Source organism: Thalassobacter sp. 16PALIMAR09, from assembly GCF_000765485.1.
Taxonomy (GTDB): domain Bacteria; phylum Pseudomonadota; class Alphaproteobacteria; order Rhodobacterales; family Rhodobacteraceae; genus Thalassobacter; species Thalassobacter stenotrophicus.
The window spans coordinates 1-16,017 of sequence record NZ_JHAK01000011.1; the positions used below are offsets into that span (position 1 = coordinate 1).

Annotated in this window: 17 protein-coding genes and 1 tRNA gene; 6 read left to right on the top strand and 12 right to left on the bottom strand. The window is 55.9% G+C overall.

Annotated features, from left to right (window positions below; all coding sequences use genetic code 11):
* From PM04_RS15475 to PM04_RS15485, 3 genes are all read right to left on the bottom strand, one after another.
* A partial coding sequence (locus tag PM04_RS15475) for an alpha/beta hydrolase (protein WP_152600860.1) occupies positions 1 to 738 on the bottom strand: 738 nt, incomplete at its 3' end.
* Between the two features lie 9 nt (positions 739 to 747).
* Positions 748 to 3,789: an efflux RND transporter permease subunit gene (locus tag PM04_RS15480; protein ID WP_038008549.1), complete on the bottom strand. Its 3,042-nt coding sequence runs from the start codon at positions 3,787 to 3,789 to the stop codon at positions 748 to 750.
* A gap of 4 nt (positions 3,790 to 3,793) precedes the next feature.
* Complete coding sequence (locus PM04_RS15485) at positions 3,794 to 5,041, bottom strand: efflux RND transporter periplasmic adaptor subunit (protein ID WP_038008550.1); 1,248 nt, start codon at positions 5,039 to 5,041, stop codon at positions 3,794 to 3,796.
* A 74-nt stretch (positions 5,042 to 5,115) separates the two neighbouring features.
* On the opposite strand from PM04_RS15485, the gene PM04_RS15490 reads away from it, so the two are divergent.
* Positions 5,116 to 5,559: a potassium channel family protein gene (locus PM04_RS15490; protein WP_038008551.1), complete on the top strand. Its 444-nt coding sequence runs from the start codon at positions 5,116 to 5,118 to the stop codon at positions 5,557 to 5,559.
* A 465-nt stretch (positions 5,560 to 6,024) separates the two neighbouring features.
* Here the strand turns inward: PM04_RS15490 and PM04_RS15495 are convergent, their stop codons facing one another.
* The 5 genes from PM04_RS15495 to PM04_RS15515 all read right to left on the bottom strand — a co-directional run bounded on the left by PM04_RS15495 (position 6,025) and on the right by PM04_RS15515 (position 10,013).
* Positions 6,025 to 7,047, bottom strand: coding sequence for a site-specific integrase (locus PM04_RS15495; RefSeq protein ID WP_038008553.1), 1,023 nt, complete (start codon positions 7,045 to 7,047; stop codon positions 6,025 to 6,027).
* A 104-nt stretch (positions 7,048 to 7,151) separates the two neighbouring features.
* Complete coding sequence (locus tag PM04_RS15500) at positions 7,152 to 7,571, bottom strand: helix-turn-helix domain-containing protein (protein WP_038008556.1); 420 nt, start codon at positions 7,569 to 7,571, stop codon at positions 7,152 to 7,154.
* Positions 7,571 to 7,783 carry a MerR family transcriptional regulator gene (locus PM04_RS15505; RefSeq protein ID WP_038008558.1) on the bottom strand — a complete coding sequence of 71 codons (213 nt, stop codon included), beginning with the start codon at positions 7,781 to 7,783 and terminating at the stop codon, positions 7,571 to 7,573. Before PM04_RS15505 ends, PM04_RS15500 begins: the two co-directional genes overlap by 1 nt.
* A gap of 97 nt (positions 7,784 to 7,880) precedes the next feature.
* On the bottom strand, positions 7,881 to 8,681 hold the full coding sequence (locus tag PM04_RS15510; RefSeq protein WP_038008560.1) for a hypothetical protein: 801 nt from the start codon (positions 8,679 to 8,681) through the stop codon (positions 7,881 to 7,883).
* A gap of 108 nt (positions 8,682 to 8,789) precedes the next feature.
* Complete coding sequence (locus tag PM04_RS15515) at positions 8,790 to 10,013, bottom strand: site-specific integrase (protein ID WP_235281457.1); 1,224 nt, start codon at positions 10,011 to 10,013, stop codon at positions 8,790 to 8,792.
* Between PM04_RS15515 and PM04_RS18110 the strand changes: the two genes are divergently transcribed.
* Positions 9,927 to 10,172, top strand: a complete 246-nt coding sequence (locus PM04_RS18110; protein WP_200880365.1) for a hypothetical protein — start codon at positions 9,927 to 9,929, stop codon at positions 10,170 to 10,172. The two genes, PM04_RS15515 and PM04_RS18110, sit on opposite strands and share 87 nt — an antisense overlap.
* On the opposite strand, the gene PM04_RS15520 is transcribed toward PM04_RS18110, so the two are convergent.
* The 4 genes from PM04_RS15520 to PM04_RS15535 all read right to left on the bottom strand — a co-directional run bounded on the left by PM04_RS15520 (position 10,135) and on the right by PM04_RS15535 (position 13,972).
* Positions 10,135 to 10,211 (bottom strand) — tRNA-Arg (locus PM04_RS15520). The genes PM04_RS18110 and PM04_RS15520 overlap by 38 nt on opposite strands.
* A 47-nt stretch (positions 10,212 to 10,258) precedes the next feature.
* Positions 10,259 to 11,653, bottom strand: a complete 1,395-nt coding sequence (locus PM04_RS15525; RefSeq protein ID WP_200880363.1) for a HAMP domain-containing sensor histidine kinase — start codon at positions 11,651 to 11,653, stop codon at positions 10,259 to 10,261.
* 103 nt (positions 11,654 to 11,756) lie between these two features.
* Positions 11,757 to 13,175: an NAD(P)/FAD-dependent oxidoreductase gene (locus PM04_RS15530; RefSeq protein ID WP_038008650.1), complete on the bottom strand. Its 1,419-nt coding sequence runs from the start codon at positions 13,173 to 13,175 to the stop codon at positions 11,757 to 11,759.
* A 47-nt stretch (positions 13,176 to 13,222) separates the two neighbouring features.
* Complete coding sequence (locus PM04_RS15535) at positions 13,223 to 13,972, bottom strand: TVP38/TMEM64 family protein (protein ID WP_052068492.1); 750 nt, start codon at positions 13,970 to 13,972, stop codon at positions 13,223 to 13,225.
* Between the two features lie 317 nt (positions 13,973 to 14,289).
* On the opposite strand from PM04_RS15535, the gene rpmH reads away from it, so the two are divergent.
* The 4 genes from rpmH (at position 14,290) to ttcA (ending at position 16,017) form a co-directional block, all read left to right on the top strand.
* Positions 14,290 to 14,424, top strand: a complete 135-nt coding sequence (gene rpmH, locus PM04_RS15540; protein WP_026757035.1) for a 50S ribosomal protein L34 — start codon at positions 14,290 to 14,292, stop codon at positions 14,422 to 14,424.
* Between the two features lie 13 nt (positions 14,425 to 14,437).
* A complete protein-coding gene (gene rnpA / locus PM04_RS17790; protein WP_081946122.1) occupies positions 14,438 to 14,821 on the top strand; it encodes a ribonuclease P protein component in 384 nt (127 codons plus the stop codon).
* Positions 14,818 to 15,039, top strand: coding sequence for a membrane protein insertion efficiency factor YidD (gene yidD / locus PM04_RS17795; protein WP_072936706.1), 222 nt, complete (start codon positions 14,818 to 14,820; stop codon positions 15,037 to 15,039). The genes rnpA and yidD overlap by 4 nt, the downstream gene beginning before the upstream one ends.
* A gap of 111 nt (positions 15,040 to 15,150) precedes the next feature.
* Positions 15,151 to 16,017, top strand: a complete 867-nt coding sequence (gene ttcA / locus PM04_RS15550; RefSeq protein WP_038008565.1) for a tRNA 2-thiocytidine(32) synthetase TtcA — start codon at positions 15,151 to 15,153, stop codon at positions 16,015 to 16,017.

Genomic DNA, 16,017 nt, shown 5'->3' on the forward strand with positions numbered 1-16,017 from the left:
GTCGCCACCAAATTCGGCCTCTGCGCGGAAAATATCGGGGTCGATGTCAGGGGCCAGTAGAACGACCGGTATTAGATCGTTCAGTACACCGCGCCGACCGGAAACTGCCAATTGCCGCAACACTTGCATCGTGCGATGCGTGCAGAGCAAGTGCGCAAGCAGGACAATGTCCTTGTTTGCTCGACGGCTGATGTCCGTCAACAGGTCTGCAAGCGGGTCATGTGAAAACAGAACGCTGTCACGGTCAGGTACATAAGCCTCGGGACGCCCCGCCGATGGCCATGTAAATAGCACACCGAGCGTATCTATCTCGAAATCATGCCCGATCTGCGCATAGCGATAGAGAGCTTCCGACGATGTGGTGCTGTATTTGTGCACAAAGGCAGTGACTTCGTTGCTGGGCAACTGCCGCAGCGTGCGACTCAATCCATCTTGCGAACCGAGATCGTTTTGTCCCTCAACCGCAAAATCCGTTGCGGGGTCAGCGGTCTCATCCGGCCATTCGATCTGACCTAACCGGTGCGTCGACGGAATAGATACATCGAACCGCGCGAAATTCACTTGCGCGGTGCGATCCACGCGGTTGGCGATCGGTTCAGTGCCCGGCAGGCGGCTGGTGGTAACATAAATTTGTCGAACGCTTGCCCCAAGCTGCGGGTCGGCAAATGCAATCCGGTCCGGCGGCTGAAAAAGGCCCCCCCAGATCAGAAGGGGGGCGATTAGGACCTGAAACGGCATGAGGGCTCGCTACACCTCGCTGTCAGAGACGCGGAAGAAGATCGCATAGAGCGTGGGTACAACGATCAGCGTTAGGACCGTGGCAAAGCTCAACCCGCAGATAATCACGACCGCCAGCGATTGAAAAAACGGGTCCCACAACAGTGGTACGACGCCCAAAACTGTCGTCAGCACGCCAAGCGACACAGGCCTGACACGACTGACCGCAGCATCCACAACAGCGGCCATGCGTGCCTTTCCGTCTGCGATCTGGGTGTCCGTCTCGTCTATCAGAACGATGGCGTTCTTGATCAGCATGCCGGTCAGGGACAGGATGCCAAGGATGGCCATGAACTCCAACGGTGTTTGTGTGCCTGCAAGGCCATAGATCACGCCGATTAGCGCAAGCGGAACGACCAGCCATATGATGATCGTCTGCCGCCAAGCATTGAATAGAAACAGCGTCACGATGAACATCGCGCCAAATCCAATCGGCATTGTCGACGCCAGTCCGGCGTTGGCCTCTTGTGAGTTGCCGTATTCGCCCTTCCACTCCAGGCTGTAGCCCGGCGGCAAGTTGATCTCCTCAATCTGGCCGCGCACCTCAGCGAACAGATCGCCCGAAAGCACACCCGGCGCATTGTCGGACTGGGCAGTGATCGCAAGCTCGCGGTCGATCCGGCGTAGGTTGCCTGCCTCGAACACGATGTCGAAACTGCCGACCACTTGGGAAATGGGCACGTAGCTGCCCGTTGCTGCGGCAAAAACCTGGATGTTGCGCAACTCTCCAATGTCATTTCGGGCGGCGTCCACTGGGCGCATGACGACGTTCAGAAGCTTATCGCGTTCGCGGTAGACACCCAGATTTGTGCCGGTCAGATGGCTGTAGATCGCGTTGGAAATCTCGCCCTGAGTCAGCCCTAACCGGCGCGTGTTCTCGATGTCGATGACAGGCCGCACCACCTGAACCTGCTCGCGCCAGTCGTCCTTGACCGCAACAGCGCCCGCATCCGACATGATCGTCTTCGCTTGTTTAGCCAGATCGCGCAGTACGGCTGGGTCCGTCCCAAAGAACCGTGCCTCGACCTTGGACCCACCGCCGGGACCCAGCACAAACTTCCAGACCTTGGCGTTCGACTCCGGATAGGTCTCGTCAATATGACCCTGCAACTGCGTCCGCATATTCTCAATCTGCCGGTAGTCTTCAACGTCCACCAGAATTTGACCATAGGCCGCATTCGATCCCTCGGATTCGTAAATCAGCATGAACCGCTGGTGTCCGGCACCCACAACGGTGTTGGTGCCGGACACGCCTTCGATACCACGTGTGTATTCCGCAATTTCAAGAATATCCGCTTCGGTTCGGGCGATATCAGTTCCCTGCGGCAGGAAATAGTCGATCACGAACTGCGCACGGGTCGAAGACGGAAAGAAGCCCGGCGGAACTTGGCTGAACATCGCGATGGCGGATGCGAAAAGCGCAACCACGATACCAACAGTCAACAAGCGCACCTTGATCGCGCGGGCCAACAACTTGCGATAGCCGACAAGCATAAAGTTCTCTTTTGGTTGAGTGTCCGCAGCCCCCTTCTTCAGCATAAGAGTACAGAAGTACGGCGTCAGCCAGATCGCTACGAGCCAAGAAAACAATAGCGCGATGCCGATGGTCCAGAAGAGCGATCCAGCATATTCACCGGTGTTGTCTGGTGAGAACCCAATAGGCGAAAATGCGAGGATGCCGACGATCGTGCCGCCCAGCAGGGGCCATATTGTCTGTTTGACAACAGCACGTGACGCCTTTGCTGCGTCTTCGCCGCGTTGGACGCGCACCAGTGTGCCCTCGACCACCACAATGGCGTTATCGACCAGCATACCCAATGCAATGATCAAAGCGCCCAGCGAAATCCGCTGCATGTCGAGGCCATAGAGGTACATGCCAAAAAGCGTGCCTCCGACGGTCACCAGAAGGATACCACCCATCAGGATGCCGGACCTGAGCCCCATAAAGATCAGAAGCGTGCCCACCACAATGGCAAGCGCCAGTACAACGTTGACAACAAAATCATCCACCGAAGCCTTCACGCTCGCCCCTTGATCCGATATCGGCAGAATGCTGATCCCGATAGGCCGGTCGCTTTCCAAATCGGTGATGCGGTAGCGCACGGCATTCGCCATGTTTACGACATTGCCGCCGAGCTGGTTGGACACGCCAAGACCAATTGCGGGCCGCCCGTCGCGGTAAAGCAGCGTTTGCGCGGGTTCCGCGACCCCGCGAGACACCTCGGCAATGTCGCCTAAACGAAACGATATTCCGCTCTGTGTATCTGTGATCAGCAGGTTCTCAATCGCATCCAGCGACCCGACTGCACTTTCGGGCCGGACGGACAGGCGGGCCATACCCGCAACAATAGACCCCGCTGGCGTAACGAGGTTCTGCCCTTCCAGGAGTTGCGCGATCTGTGATGGGGCTAGGCCCAGTTCTGTTAGGCGGGCGGGTGAGTATTCGACATAGATCACCTCGTTCTGGACACCGCTGAGGACGACCTTGGACACACCTTCCACAGTTACAAGCTCTCGCTGCAAATCCTTAGCGTATTCATGAAGTTCAGCTAGAGAAAATCCCTCGCCGACAATCGCATAATACTGGGCAAACACGTCGCCGAAATCATCATAAACCTGCGGCGCCAGCGCGTTTGGAGGCAGTTGCGACTCCGCATCCAGTATCTTGGCCCGCATCTGCTGAAAGCGTTCGTTCAGTGCCGTGCGGGTCCGTGTTGAGGCGATTGTGAATTCAATCGTGACAGTGCTTAGACCGGGCGAAGAGACGGAGCGCACCTCGTCGACGCCTTGCAGCTGCTGTAACGCATTCTCGACCACTTCGGTGACTTCTTCGGCCACCTCTGCGGCGGACGCGCCCGGATAGGGCGTGATGATCTGGGCTTGCCGGATGACAAATTCAGGGTCTTCAAATCGCGGCAAAGCGGTATAGGCGAAGTAGCCTGCGAACAATATAAGAAGGGTCGCGACAGCAGAAATCAGCCGCTTTTCTAAGGCAAATCGGGCAAGATCCATAAGCTTAGTTCCCGACCGAAGTGATAGGGCGGACCGTCATACCAGCGATGATCTGACTGACCCCCGCCGCAATGATCGTATCGCCGTCCGTGACCCCATCGATAACCACAACTTCTGTGCCGCTTGCTTCCCCCAACATGACCGATTGCGCCGAAACCACGCCGCTTTGATCGACCAGCCAAACGAAGGGTGACCCATCCGAAGCCGCAGCAATGGCGGAAAGCGGTGCTCGCACCTGTGCAGCCGACCCCGCAGTTGAGGCGATCACATTGGCGATCATTCCGGGCAGTATCACCGCTCCTTCAGGCACTTCGACTGCAACGCGCCCGCGATAAGTCTGTGTGGCGCTGTTGGCCTGGACGGAGAATTCCACTGTCTCAGCATCGAACACCTGGCCCGGCAAGGCATCGAAAACCGCTGTGTTCGCAATCTCTCCGGGGCCATTGCGCGTGAGATCGGTCACATCGGGGCCGGGGATGTCAAAAGCGAGGTGCACAACATCCAGACCTTGAAGCAAGGCAATGGACTGCCCCGCCTGTACATTCGTGAAGTTTTCAATATCGCGCCGGGCAACAATTCCATCGAAGGGCGCTGTTAAGGTCGCATCTGCAAGAGCGTCCTGCGCGATTTTGACCTGAGCGTCTATTGCCTCAAGCCCAGCTTCAGCCGCGGCGATGTCTTCGGGGCGTCCACCAACCTGACCGATGCGCAACTGCTCTTGCTGAGAGCGTAGATTAGCCTCGGCTACGCGAGACTCCGCTTGCGCTGCTTCCACTTGTGCACGTGTCGATACACCCCGTTCAAGCAACTGCTCGGCGCGCGTCAGTGCCTCGCGCGTTTGATCCACCTGTGCTTGGGCAGACGCCACAGCTGCCTCCAATGCCGCGATTTCCTCTTGTCGCGCCCCAGCCCGGAGCGCGTCCAACTGCGCCTCAGCTTGAGCGCGCTGGCTTTGCAGCTGTTGGATCTGGTTTTCGAAATCTCGAGGATCAATCTGGGCAACCACATCCCCTGAAGTCACTTGCGAGGACGCACGGATCGGCAGGTCTGTCACTTGGCCGGAGACCTTAAACGACAATTCAATCTCGCGCGAAGGCAATACAGTCGCCGGGTACCGGCGTGAAACCGTTTCTTCTGTGGATTCTAACGTCACCACTTTAGCTGGGCGAGGAACTGTCTCTTGCGAGAATGCGGACACCGTCAGCGCAATATACAGGGCTGCCGCTGACACAAAAATGTTGCGTGGATCCATAATTGTGGCTCCTATTTAAATTCTTTTTTTCTATATTGTATCGTTAACAGTATTTTTGATGCAGGACCACCTTAATGACAGCGCTCCAACAAATCTTACTTGGGACTGGGCTGCTTGCATTCAGCGCCGTTGTCCACGTCAGCGTAATTGCGATCAGCATCCCTTTTTTTGCTCGGCTGTCCAGTTACATGCCTTCTGACAAAATGCCCCGCCTGCGAAGCGTCATATTTCTTTTGTTCGCCGTAGCAATTCTTGTTGTCGCACACACTATTCAGGTTTGGTCTTGGGCAGCTTCGTTCCTTTTGATGACAGGATTGCCAAACCTCTCAACTAGCTTCTATTTTGCGACAGTAACCTACACGACGCTTGGCTACGGGGACATTGTGCTGGGTCCGGATGCGCGCATCGTGGCAACCTTTTGTGCGATAACCGGCTTGCTGACCTTCGGCATAAGCACGGCATTCTTGATCGGCGTGCTAAATCGCATTTTGCCGGATGTGTTCAAAGAGGAAGGTTAGCACGAGCGCCACGGTCACAAGTGCTTGAGTCTTCTCGTGCGACTCAAGCCATTGCTTGGACCTTGCCCGAAACCTCACGTCAAGTTGCGGCGCTTTTTCGCGGCGAGAGGCTGATGTCAGCATGATTTTGGGTGCTCTGAATGTCTACTATGGCAATGGACGTCGTGATGGGGAAGAAAGCATGCCGCAACAGCAAACGAATGCTGCGTCAGCAAAGCGCGAAAACCCAAGGTCGGCTTCGTCCCGCGTTTTTCCTGTTAGCGACGCATGCGGCGAAAGTTCGCTCTTGGTTCAGTCGGATCGGGTCCTCTGAACGACCGGTAAGGCGACATACGCGTCAACACAGTGATGGACATGCCGCGCGTTTGAACGAATGCTGCGTCAGCGAAGCCCGAAAAGTGAATGGCCGCAAAGTCTCGCGCATTGGTATTCTGTGAGAATCGCCATGAGTTTCCAATACCTATCTTAAGTAGGCCTCAAGCCCTTGATCAACTCCTCCTTCCGATGCTTGGGAACGGGCAGGTAAGACCCCATCGTGACGGCCATGTTCTCATGTCCGATGTTCATGCCCCACGCCTTGAACTCCTCCACGGTCGCGCACCGGTCGTTCGCCATCTTGATCAGGGTCGTGCGGAATGCGTGGGGGGTGTATTGTGGTAGTTGTACCATTGCAAAGGCGTTACGAATGATCTTGTTCAAAGGTGTCGTGGTACTGAACGGCTCACGCGAAAGTCCGATTTTTTGGAAACCACCCATTTCTGCCAGCCCCATCTGCGCCTTAGGGAAAAGCGCATCAGACGGGCCAAAAAGCTTATCCGTACGTAAAAAATGCACCCAAGCCGTGAAGCACTGCAGATAGGCAGGATCAACGGGCATAAACACCGTGTCGATATACTTCGCTGCCTTGGTGTTCACCTCGCGCGGGTCTTGGAACACCTTGCCGTTGAACAAGTCGATATGCCTGAGCCGCAGGGACGCCACAGCCCCTACCCGTGCGCCCGTGAGCATGAGGAAGGCAAAGAGCGCCTTGTCGCGCATCTCGAACTCGGTCGCGCTGGGCATAGCTTGGAACGCGTGCAAAGCCGCTTCCGGTGACGGGCATTCTTTCTCATTGGCGGTGTGCGCAATCCGCGCGGACTTGCGGTTGTTGTTGAAATACCGCGCGTCACTGTAGGTCAGAACCTTCTTGTAGCCGCTTTGCCCAGCCAGCCAGTGAAAGAACTTGCGCACAAGTGCGAGTGTCGCGTCGATAGTCGAGTGACTTAACGGCATTCCATTTCGGTTTTTTGCTTGGGAGAGGTAGACTTTGAATTTTGCGGCCTGGTCGATGTGGAACCGTTTGAACGGCTTAAAGCCTGTTGACTGCTCAAACTTCAGCATCGCCGCCAGAACCTTATCCGTGGTCTTGGCGTCCAGGCCATCAGCTTCCTCCAGATAGAACACATATTTGCGCTTCATCCGCTCGTTTTCTTCAACAACTCTACGCATCTATATTTCTTCTTTTTAAAGGCGGGTTTGGGGTCAATTTCGAGCGGGTCAGACGGACCTCTCAAAGTGCGGTTTTGAACTGGGCCTGAGGGGTTCGTTTAGGCTTAGGACCCATCCTTGAAGGCGATGTCGTAGAACTGGCCAAATTTACCTAAGTCGCGCCTCCCCACAAACCGTTGCAAGTCGCCCTCACACGCCTCACACAGCCCTTTAAAACGGCCCCGCACATCCGTGATCGGAATGTAGTCGACCATCCCCCACAAAGGTTTTTGAGGCGCCTTGCAGGTAAAGCAAAACATCTCTTCATTACTCATCTTGGCCGATTTCTTGGTCCGCCTTTCTTCAAGGTAGCGGATCAACTCAGCGCCAAGGATGTAGTGGGGCACATGCGAGGTCATCGCCTGCAAACCGCTTGCACGCCATGAGCGGACAGTTCGAGGTGTCACGCCCAGCGCGCCACCCGCCTCCTCGTAGGAATAGAGGCGGTGCTTTTTGACCCTATGCGTCGCCATACGCTTGGCCATTAGTCTTGACCGCCCTTGTAAGGCTCAACGCGCCGGGCATTCACCCATGTGTTCAGATCAACACCGCGATAGATAATCTTACGACCAAGACGATAGTAGGCAGGCCCGGTACCCTTGTGACGCCACTGCGCAAGCTTTTCACGATTGCCGATAACATCAAGTTCCGTATCGCCAAGGACATAGCTGCGATCTTGTTCAAATAGATTCGCCATGGTCAGACTCCAGTTGAGTTAAACTGAAGCAACCCAATCCGTTGCGAGCCAACTTGTTAAGACGTAAGTAAACCCCAAATGCTTTAATGAAAAAGGCCTATTCTTTGGCGACTTTTTTATCCGTCTCGAGCATGTTGGCGATCTTTTGTTTGGTCGTCATCGCTTCAGGACGGATCGCACCCAATCCTGCGAGAGGAGAGGTGATTTGAGGCTCTTTCTCTACATCTACTTTTGCCTGCTCTATCGCCCAGACTGCCGCGTTCTTAACATTTGCCTTTATGCCCAACAGCGCAAAAATTTCTTCTAGCGCACGGCCATATTCCGTCGACGGGTGATTACCCTCGCGCGCTATTCCAAAGGTAGGCAGCTTACCTGTGCCACGATAGATCGCCATCGCAAATCTCAGCGCAATGATACGCGCAAAATGGTTGGGGGGTCTGTGAGCGTCGCTCCAGTATTCTGCTTCTTGTCTCTCAAGCTCTTGTTTTCGATTTAAGAACTGCCTCTCCATTTCTCGTGAAAGCGCAAAAAACGAAAAAGACAAACCTTGGTCGATTGAGGAAGCGAGCAAAAATGCATCGATTTGTGCCGGGATCTCACGCTTTTTGTCTCTTCGAGCGCCCTCATCTATCGACGACCACAACCTAAGAGCCATCTTGCGCTGATCTGCATCCTCTTTGGACACTTGCGCAGATATTAATTCACGTATCACCACAGCGGCTTCCAAGATATTTTCAACGGCCCTTTTCTCACAAAGAAAGTCTTGCTTGTTGTCGTGAATAACTGGCTTTGAAATATCAAAAGGTGGTTCTGACAATGCCAAATACTTCAACTTTGGCAATTTATAAAACCGCTCGGTTAGACCATTGAGGCGCTCAACGAGTTCATGGAATTCCATAAAGTGATGTTAACTACGACCTTTTAGCATTTCAACCATTTGTATTTGGTTTGTTCCAATTGCCTCACTTAGAAAAAGTGTTTATGCGATCGACCTTTTGGCATTTCTTTAGTAACTAATTCGCACAACGTCAGCACTGTTCCCGCTTGCATAGGCAGACCAGCGCTCCATCAATGACCTTCTACGGTCTAAAAGACCGCTTCTTGCATAGGCCCGCTCAACGTCGGACCCCACTTTATGAGATAGGCTCATTTCAGCAACTTCCCGTGGAGCTCCTGCAACCTCCCCTGCCCAATCGCGGAACGTCGAGCGAAAACCGTGAACGGTTACCCCTTCAACATTCATCCGACGCAACAACATCAGCATAGACATGTTAGACAGTGGCTTATTGCGCTTCTGTCCCTCGAACACATACTCAGACTGCATTGCTCGCAACGGCTCTATGATCGCCAGCATTTCATCTGTCAGAGGAACACGATGCTCCTCGCCACCCTTCATCCGTTCTTCGGGGCAAAGCCAAAGCCGCTTTTCCAGATCAACCTCCTCCCAACGCATCCCCAAAACCTCACCCGTCCTAGAACCCGTAAGACACGTGAACCTCAGTGCTTGCGCTGACATGGCGTTGCGCTCCTTTAGGTCCGCGTAGAATGCAGGCACGTCCTGCCATCGCATCGCCTTATGGTGCTTCACCTTAGTCTTTACCTTAGGCAGCGCCTGCGCGTCTTTGATCGCGGTCACCGGGTTTTCACCGGAACGCATCCCCTTAGCTTTCGCGACATCCAGTACCGTCTTGATGCGTTGCGCCAGCCGCTTGGCAGTCTCATGCTTTTCCGTCCAGATCGGGCCAAGGCACATCATCACCTCAGCCTGATCAACGCTATCAATCGGCATGCGGCCAATTTTGGGAAACGCATAGTCGCGCAGTGTGTTGATCCATTGCTGGCCGTGCTTGGCGTTTTTCCAAGTGGGCATCCTATCAATGTGAACCTGTTTCGCCACATCTTCGAATGTTGGGATTTCGAGGGAGGCATTAAAGCGGGGGTTCAACCCTTGCTTTGCCATCCGCCGATATTCGAGCGCGCGTTCTCGGGCTTGGTTGAGCGTCACAACATCTGCACCGCCCAAACCAAAATCCGTGCGCAGCGGCGCTCCCTTCCTATTCTTCTGGCCTTTTACTACAACGCGCACAATCCACCTGCGCGCACCTGAGGGATCGACAACCAAATATAGGCCACCGCCGTCGCCATGACGCCCAGCGCCAAGGTTTTCGACCAGCTTTTTGTCAACTTGCCTGATAACGCCAATAAAAATACCACATTCTATACCACTCAAGGTACAGATATGGATGCCATCGAAATAAATTCAATGCCGCCTACGGACTACGACAAATCGCACAAAACAAAAGAAAAATACCGCTCAGGACGACCTACTCAAATCAGTAAGAAGTGGCAAGTGGCGGACTGGGGAGGATTCGAACCCCCGACCCCTTGATTCGTAGTCAAGTACTCTATCCAACTGAGCTACCAATCCGCGTGTGGGTCGTTTAGCCCCCAGCTCCGACACACGCAAGGGCTAAATCACACAATTTCGAGAATGCCATCGCGGGGCAAGCAAATGCAAAAAGTGGTCCCGTTGGGCCCGGTCTCTTTTAGGGTCAAAGTCCCACCGTGCCCCTTGATCAACTCAGCCGCAATGACGAGCCCTAGCCCCGTGCCCCCCTTGCGCGCAGTGCCCTGAAACGGCTGAAACAAGTACTCTTGCGCGCGCGGCGGCAGGCCCGGCCCAGTATCCACAACCTCAATCCACCACGCACGTGCATCCTCATGGGCGCAAATCGTGATCGTGCCCGGTGTGCCTGTGGCCGCGATCACTTGGCGCGCATTCCGGACGAGGTTCCCCAACACTCGGTGCAATTGATCCGGGTCGGCGCGAACCTGCATACCCGATGGAATGTCCGCGCTGATGCTGGCCACATCGGCAGCAACAGCCAATTGCTCAGATTCGGCAATGTCCTCAGCCAGCGTCGCAAGGTCGAACCGCGTAAGGGCCGGTGGGCTTTCCTCCGCCTTGCCAAAGGCCAGCGTCCCCTCGCACAGCGATACGGCGCGACTGATCGAGTTCACGATCTTGGGGCCCACACGCTTTACCGTTGGATCATCCACACTTTCAAGACGATCGCCCAGTAATGTCGCGGTCGTGAGAATGTTGCGCAGATCATGGCTAATCTTGGCCACGGCACCGCCCAATTGCGCAAGACGCTCCTTTTGCTTGAGCGATTGGCTCAGCTGGCTCTGCATCGCCGATAACGCCTCTTCTGCGGCGCGCAGTTCCACCACCGAGGAGGCGGGCGTTACGATCCGGCGCGCATCCTCCGGGGCTTCGGCGAACCGGTCCATCTGATCCACAAGCTTACGGATTGGCATCACCAACACCCGACGCACCGCCATAAACAGCAGCACCGCCGTGATCGCAGAAATCATCAACGACAGCCAAAAGATGTTACGTCCATACTCAAGCAAAGCCGCATGAAGCGGTCGCGAGTCGAGCGCGAATTCGATCTGTATGCCGCCACCCATCACGGGCTGGCCCAGAACACGGATCACCTCGGGTTCGGGGTTGATCAAACGGCTCATTGCGTCACGAATTAGGACCCACGCACGGTCATCGCGCAGATCAACCGTCTGCCCGACGGGAAACGGCAGAGGGCCCGACAGCACCAATTCCCGCGCCACATCCCGGCGCAGAACGACGTTTAGAACGCCCGCGTTGCGCAACAACTCTTGCTCAACCTCCGGCGCGATCATCTCACCCGCGGCCAAAAGGTTGAGAGACGCGATTTGCGCCCGCTCTAACCGGGCCAGCAAATATTCCTCGCGGAAGCGGGCAATCGAGGGCAGAAAAATCAGGATCTCCGCCACCATGACGAAAATCACGGTCAGAACAAGGAAGCGGCCAGAAAGTGTGTTGATCATCGGCTCTGCTGTGTTGGGTGTGCGGAGGGGCGCCCAATTGGACGCCCTCCCCTGTCATATATAATTGACACCGTCCTGTCCAATATGGCGGCGCAAATTTTGCTTATGGTAGAACCTTTTGCACGAAACGCACGACCCGTTTGACCGTTGGATTATCGAACAGGCGCGGCACGTAATATTGCCCTGCGGCACGCTTGTTGATCTCGGCGAGCGTTGGGTAGGGCGCGATCATGGCAGCCACGGCTCCGATCTTGAGCTTGTTGGCCAATACAAGAGACCACGTCTGGATCAGCTCCCCCGCATGGGCCCCTGCAATTGAGGCCCCCACCGGACGGCCCTTGACGATCATGACCTTGATCAGACCCTCCGTTTTGCCTTCGGCGATTGCGCGATCATTCTCATGGTAGGGAAAGCGGACAACCTCCAACTTGTCGCCATGCGCCTCACGCGCCTGCGCCTCCGTCAGGCCAACCTGAGCCAGCTCAGGGTCGGTGTAGGTGGCATAAGGAATATGATCCTCGCGGATTTTGGCTGGCAACCCGAACAGCATGGAGCGGATGATTGTCGCCCCGTGATAGCCCGCAACATGGGTGAACTGATGACGTCCCGCAGCATCCCCAATGGCGTAAACCTTGGAATTCGTGGTTTTCAGCGCCATGTCAGTTTTCACGCCGCGCCGATCATACTCAATCCCCGCCTTTTCCAGATCAAGCTTATCGACATTGGGCTGACGCCCGACCGCCATCAACAGGTGTGAACCCGCAAAGACCGAGCCATCCTTTGTATGGACCTCAATCGCCCCTGCACTGCCCGCGATCTTTTCGGCAATCTGCCCTTCCGCGATCTCAATCCCCTCGGCACGCAGCCGATTTAGGACAACCTCTGCCATCTCCGGATCATCCCGGCCCAGCGCCTTTGCGCCCTCGAGCACTGTTACCTTTGATCCCAAACGCACATGCGCCTGCGCCATTTCCAGCCCGATGGGACCACCACCGATAATGATCAAATGCTCTGGCTGCTCACGCAGATCGAACAAGGTCTCGTTCGTCTCATAGGGGACGGTATCAAGCCCCGGGATCGGCGGCACAAAAGGGCGCGATCCGGTCGAGATTACAACACGGCGCGCCGTAATCTGATAAGGGCCGGCCTGCACAGTTTTGGCGTCAATAAACTTGCCAAACTCCCGGATCACCCGAACGCCCATCCCCTCAAACCGCTCTTGGCTATCAACGGGTGCGATCGTGTCGATCACCTTGTGCACATGATCCTTGGCCGCGGCATAGCTGACCTCGGGCATTACCGGGGTCACACCAAATTTGGCGCCATGGGACATCGCATGGGCCTGCTTGCCCGCCGCGATCAACGCCTTGGACGGAACGCAGCCAAAGTTGAGGCAATCGCCGCCCATCTTGTGACCTTCCAGCAGCACCACATCGGCCCCCATCTGGCTGGCACCTGCGGCCACGGACAACCCGCCCGAGCCTGCGCCAATAATCAGGATATCTGTTTTAATCTTTTCCATGGGTTCGGTGCTTTCTTTGAGCATTGCGTCAGTGCTGTTCAGCGCGTTCATTGTGCCGAGCCTTTGCGAAACTTTTTGAGGATAATTGGCAGGACCGAGAGAGCAGCCAACCCGAGAATGGGGCCGATGACATGCGGTTCAAAAATAATGCCAAGATTAGGCGTCTCACCGCGAGCAAACACCTCACCAAGGCCCGCACCCACCCATGTGTAGACCAAGCCACCCGGTAGGATGCCAAAGAACGTTGTGAACACGTAGCGTTTAAGCGAAACCCCCATGAACGCGGGGATCAGGTTGGCCACAAAAAACGGCACGGCAGGGACAAGGCGCATAATAAACAGGTAGGAGACCTCATCCTCTTTGATACCGTCTTTGATTTTGCGCACGGCCCCTTCGGATGCGTCCAACTTGGCGGACATCTTGTCCCCTAAGCCTGACTTCGCCGCGAGGAAAATCGCCGTGGCCCCGATGGTCGCGGCCCCTGCGTTAAACAAAACACCCGGAAACAGCCCGAACAAAAAACCGCCCGTCAGCGTGGCAATCGCCGCACCCGGCAGTGAAAAGCCCACGATCACAATATACGCCCCGACAAAGGCCAACGCGGTCAGCAGGTAATTGGCGTCCCGAAATCCGATAAGCGATTCGCGATTGTCCGCAAGCGTTTGAAACGACAGCGTATCGCGCAGAGCATAGGCTCCAACGGCGGCGACGGTGAGAATAGCAATCAGCGGCAGGTTCTTTACCAGCGTGCTTTTCTTGGGCGTATCTTGCGGCATTTGTTGGTGTGTATCAGTCATCGGAATAATTTCCTTGGTAAATCTAAGATCGTGAGCCGAATTGGCTTTCGTTGCAGCCTTGATGCCTCATGCACGGTGCGGGAGATAGCCAACCTCACGCGGGGGTGATGTCAGGTGATGGGATTCGGGGGTAAAACAGGGCTTTGTGACAAAGCGTGTCACCAAACCTTGGGCCAAACACGCAAATCAGCACAAAAGATGTAACATTCTACACCCGCACGCCGTTGACAGGTCCCCTCCCCGCGCTTATGCAGCGGCTTCACGAGATTAACGCCTGTCGAATCCCATCCGGGCACCGACTTGATAGGAGCACCGACATGAAACGCACGTTTCAACCGTCCAACCGCGTTCGCAAAAACCGTCACGGCTTCCGTGCGCGCATGGCCACCAAAGCTGGTCGTAAGATTCTGAACGCACGCCGCGCACGCGGCCGGAAATCGCTGAGCGCCTAAGGGCCTCGTAGCGATGAGTGTTGAGCCGCCGGTGCCCCGGACCAAAGGGACACCGGCGGTTTCTTTATGCGTACTCAAAAAGCGTGCCGATTTTCTGCGCGCCGCCCGGGGCCAGCGTGTGCCTTCCGGGTCTTTTTTGTTGCAGGCGTACAATCGCCGCGATGAAGATGTCGCTTTGCGCGTCGGCTACACGTGTTCCAAAAAGGTTGGCAATGCCGTCGCTCGCAACCGCGCCAAGCGCCGCCTGCGAGAAGCCGCGCGCCTTATCCTCCTGCACCACGGACAGCCCGGCTGGGACTATGTCCTGATCGGCCGCGCCAACCAAACAGCGGCACGTGATTTCCAAGACCTGCTCTTGGACCTGCGGCGCGCGCTCAGCAAGGTACATGGCAAATGACGCCGCTTGCATGGGTCTTTTCCTTACCGGTTCGCGCGTACCGTGCGGTTTTCTCACCTATTGTGGGGTTCAACTGCCGCTATGATCCGACATGCTCGGCCTATGCGCTTGAGGCTCTGTCCAAGCACGGCGGGCTCAAAGGCGGGTGGCTCGCGTTCCGACGCATTCTGCGCTGTCACCCTTGGGGCGGGCATGGCGTGGATGACGTACCCGACTAATGTGCAGACATGCGAAATAGCGCTCCTACCGATGTCTTTCTTTTCCAAGCCCCGCATCTAGTGTAGCAGCGCGTCATATCCCGCAGACGGGCACGCACAGGAGCAACGATCATGCTTGACGACGACAGCGACATTCACCCGCTCTTTGCCGGGGCCCCGAAAACCACTGCCTTCAAGAAACTGCGCAAACGGCTGGTCCGCGACACACGCGAAGCGATTGAGCGGTATGGCATGATTGAGCCGGGCACCCGGTGGCTGGTCTGCTTGTCGGGTGGCAAGGATAGCTACACGCTGCTCGCCGTATTGGCTGAGCTGCAATGGCGCGGCCTGTTGCCCGTGGATATCTTGGCCTGCAACCTTGATCAGGGGCAGCCCGGCTTTCCGGCCACGGTCCTGCCTGCGTTTCTAGAGGAACGTGGCGTGCCGCACCGGATCGAATACCAAGACACCTATTCCATCGTCGTTGACAAAGTCCCGGCGGGCCGGACGTTTTGCGCGTTGTGTTCGCGGCTACGGCGCGGCAATCTTTACCGCGTTGCACGCGAAGAAGGCTGTTCGGCCGTCGTGCTTGGCCATCATCGCGACGACATTCTTGAGACGTTCTTTCTGAACCTCTTTCATGGCGGCAAGCTGGCGACAATGCCGCCCAAGCTGTTGAATGATGAAGGGGATTTGTTTGTCCTGCGCCCCTTGGCCCACGTGGCCGAGGCGGATTGCGACGCCTTTGCCAAGGCTTTGAACTATCCGATTATTCCCTGCGATCTGTGTGGTTCGCAGGATGGCCTGCAACGCCAAGTCATCAAAGCCATGCTCGACGGGTGGGAGGAAAAAATCCCCGGTCGCCGTGCAAAAATGTTCTCGGCGCTCATGCAGGCCCGTCCCTCGCATTTGCTGGACCCCGAGCTGTTTGATTTCGCCGGCCTCATGAGATCTGGCGAATTTGAGGGAAATGATAAGCAGGTCCCAGAGCTGCGTTAA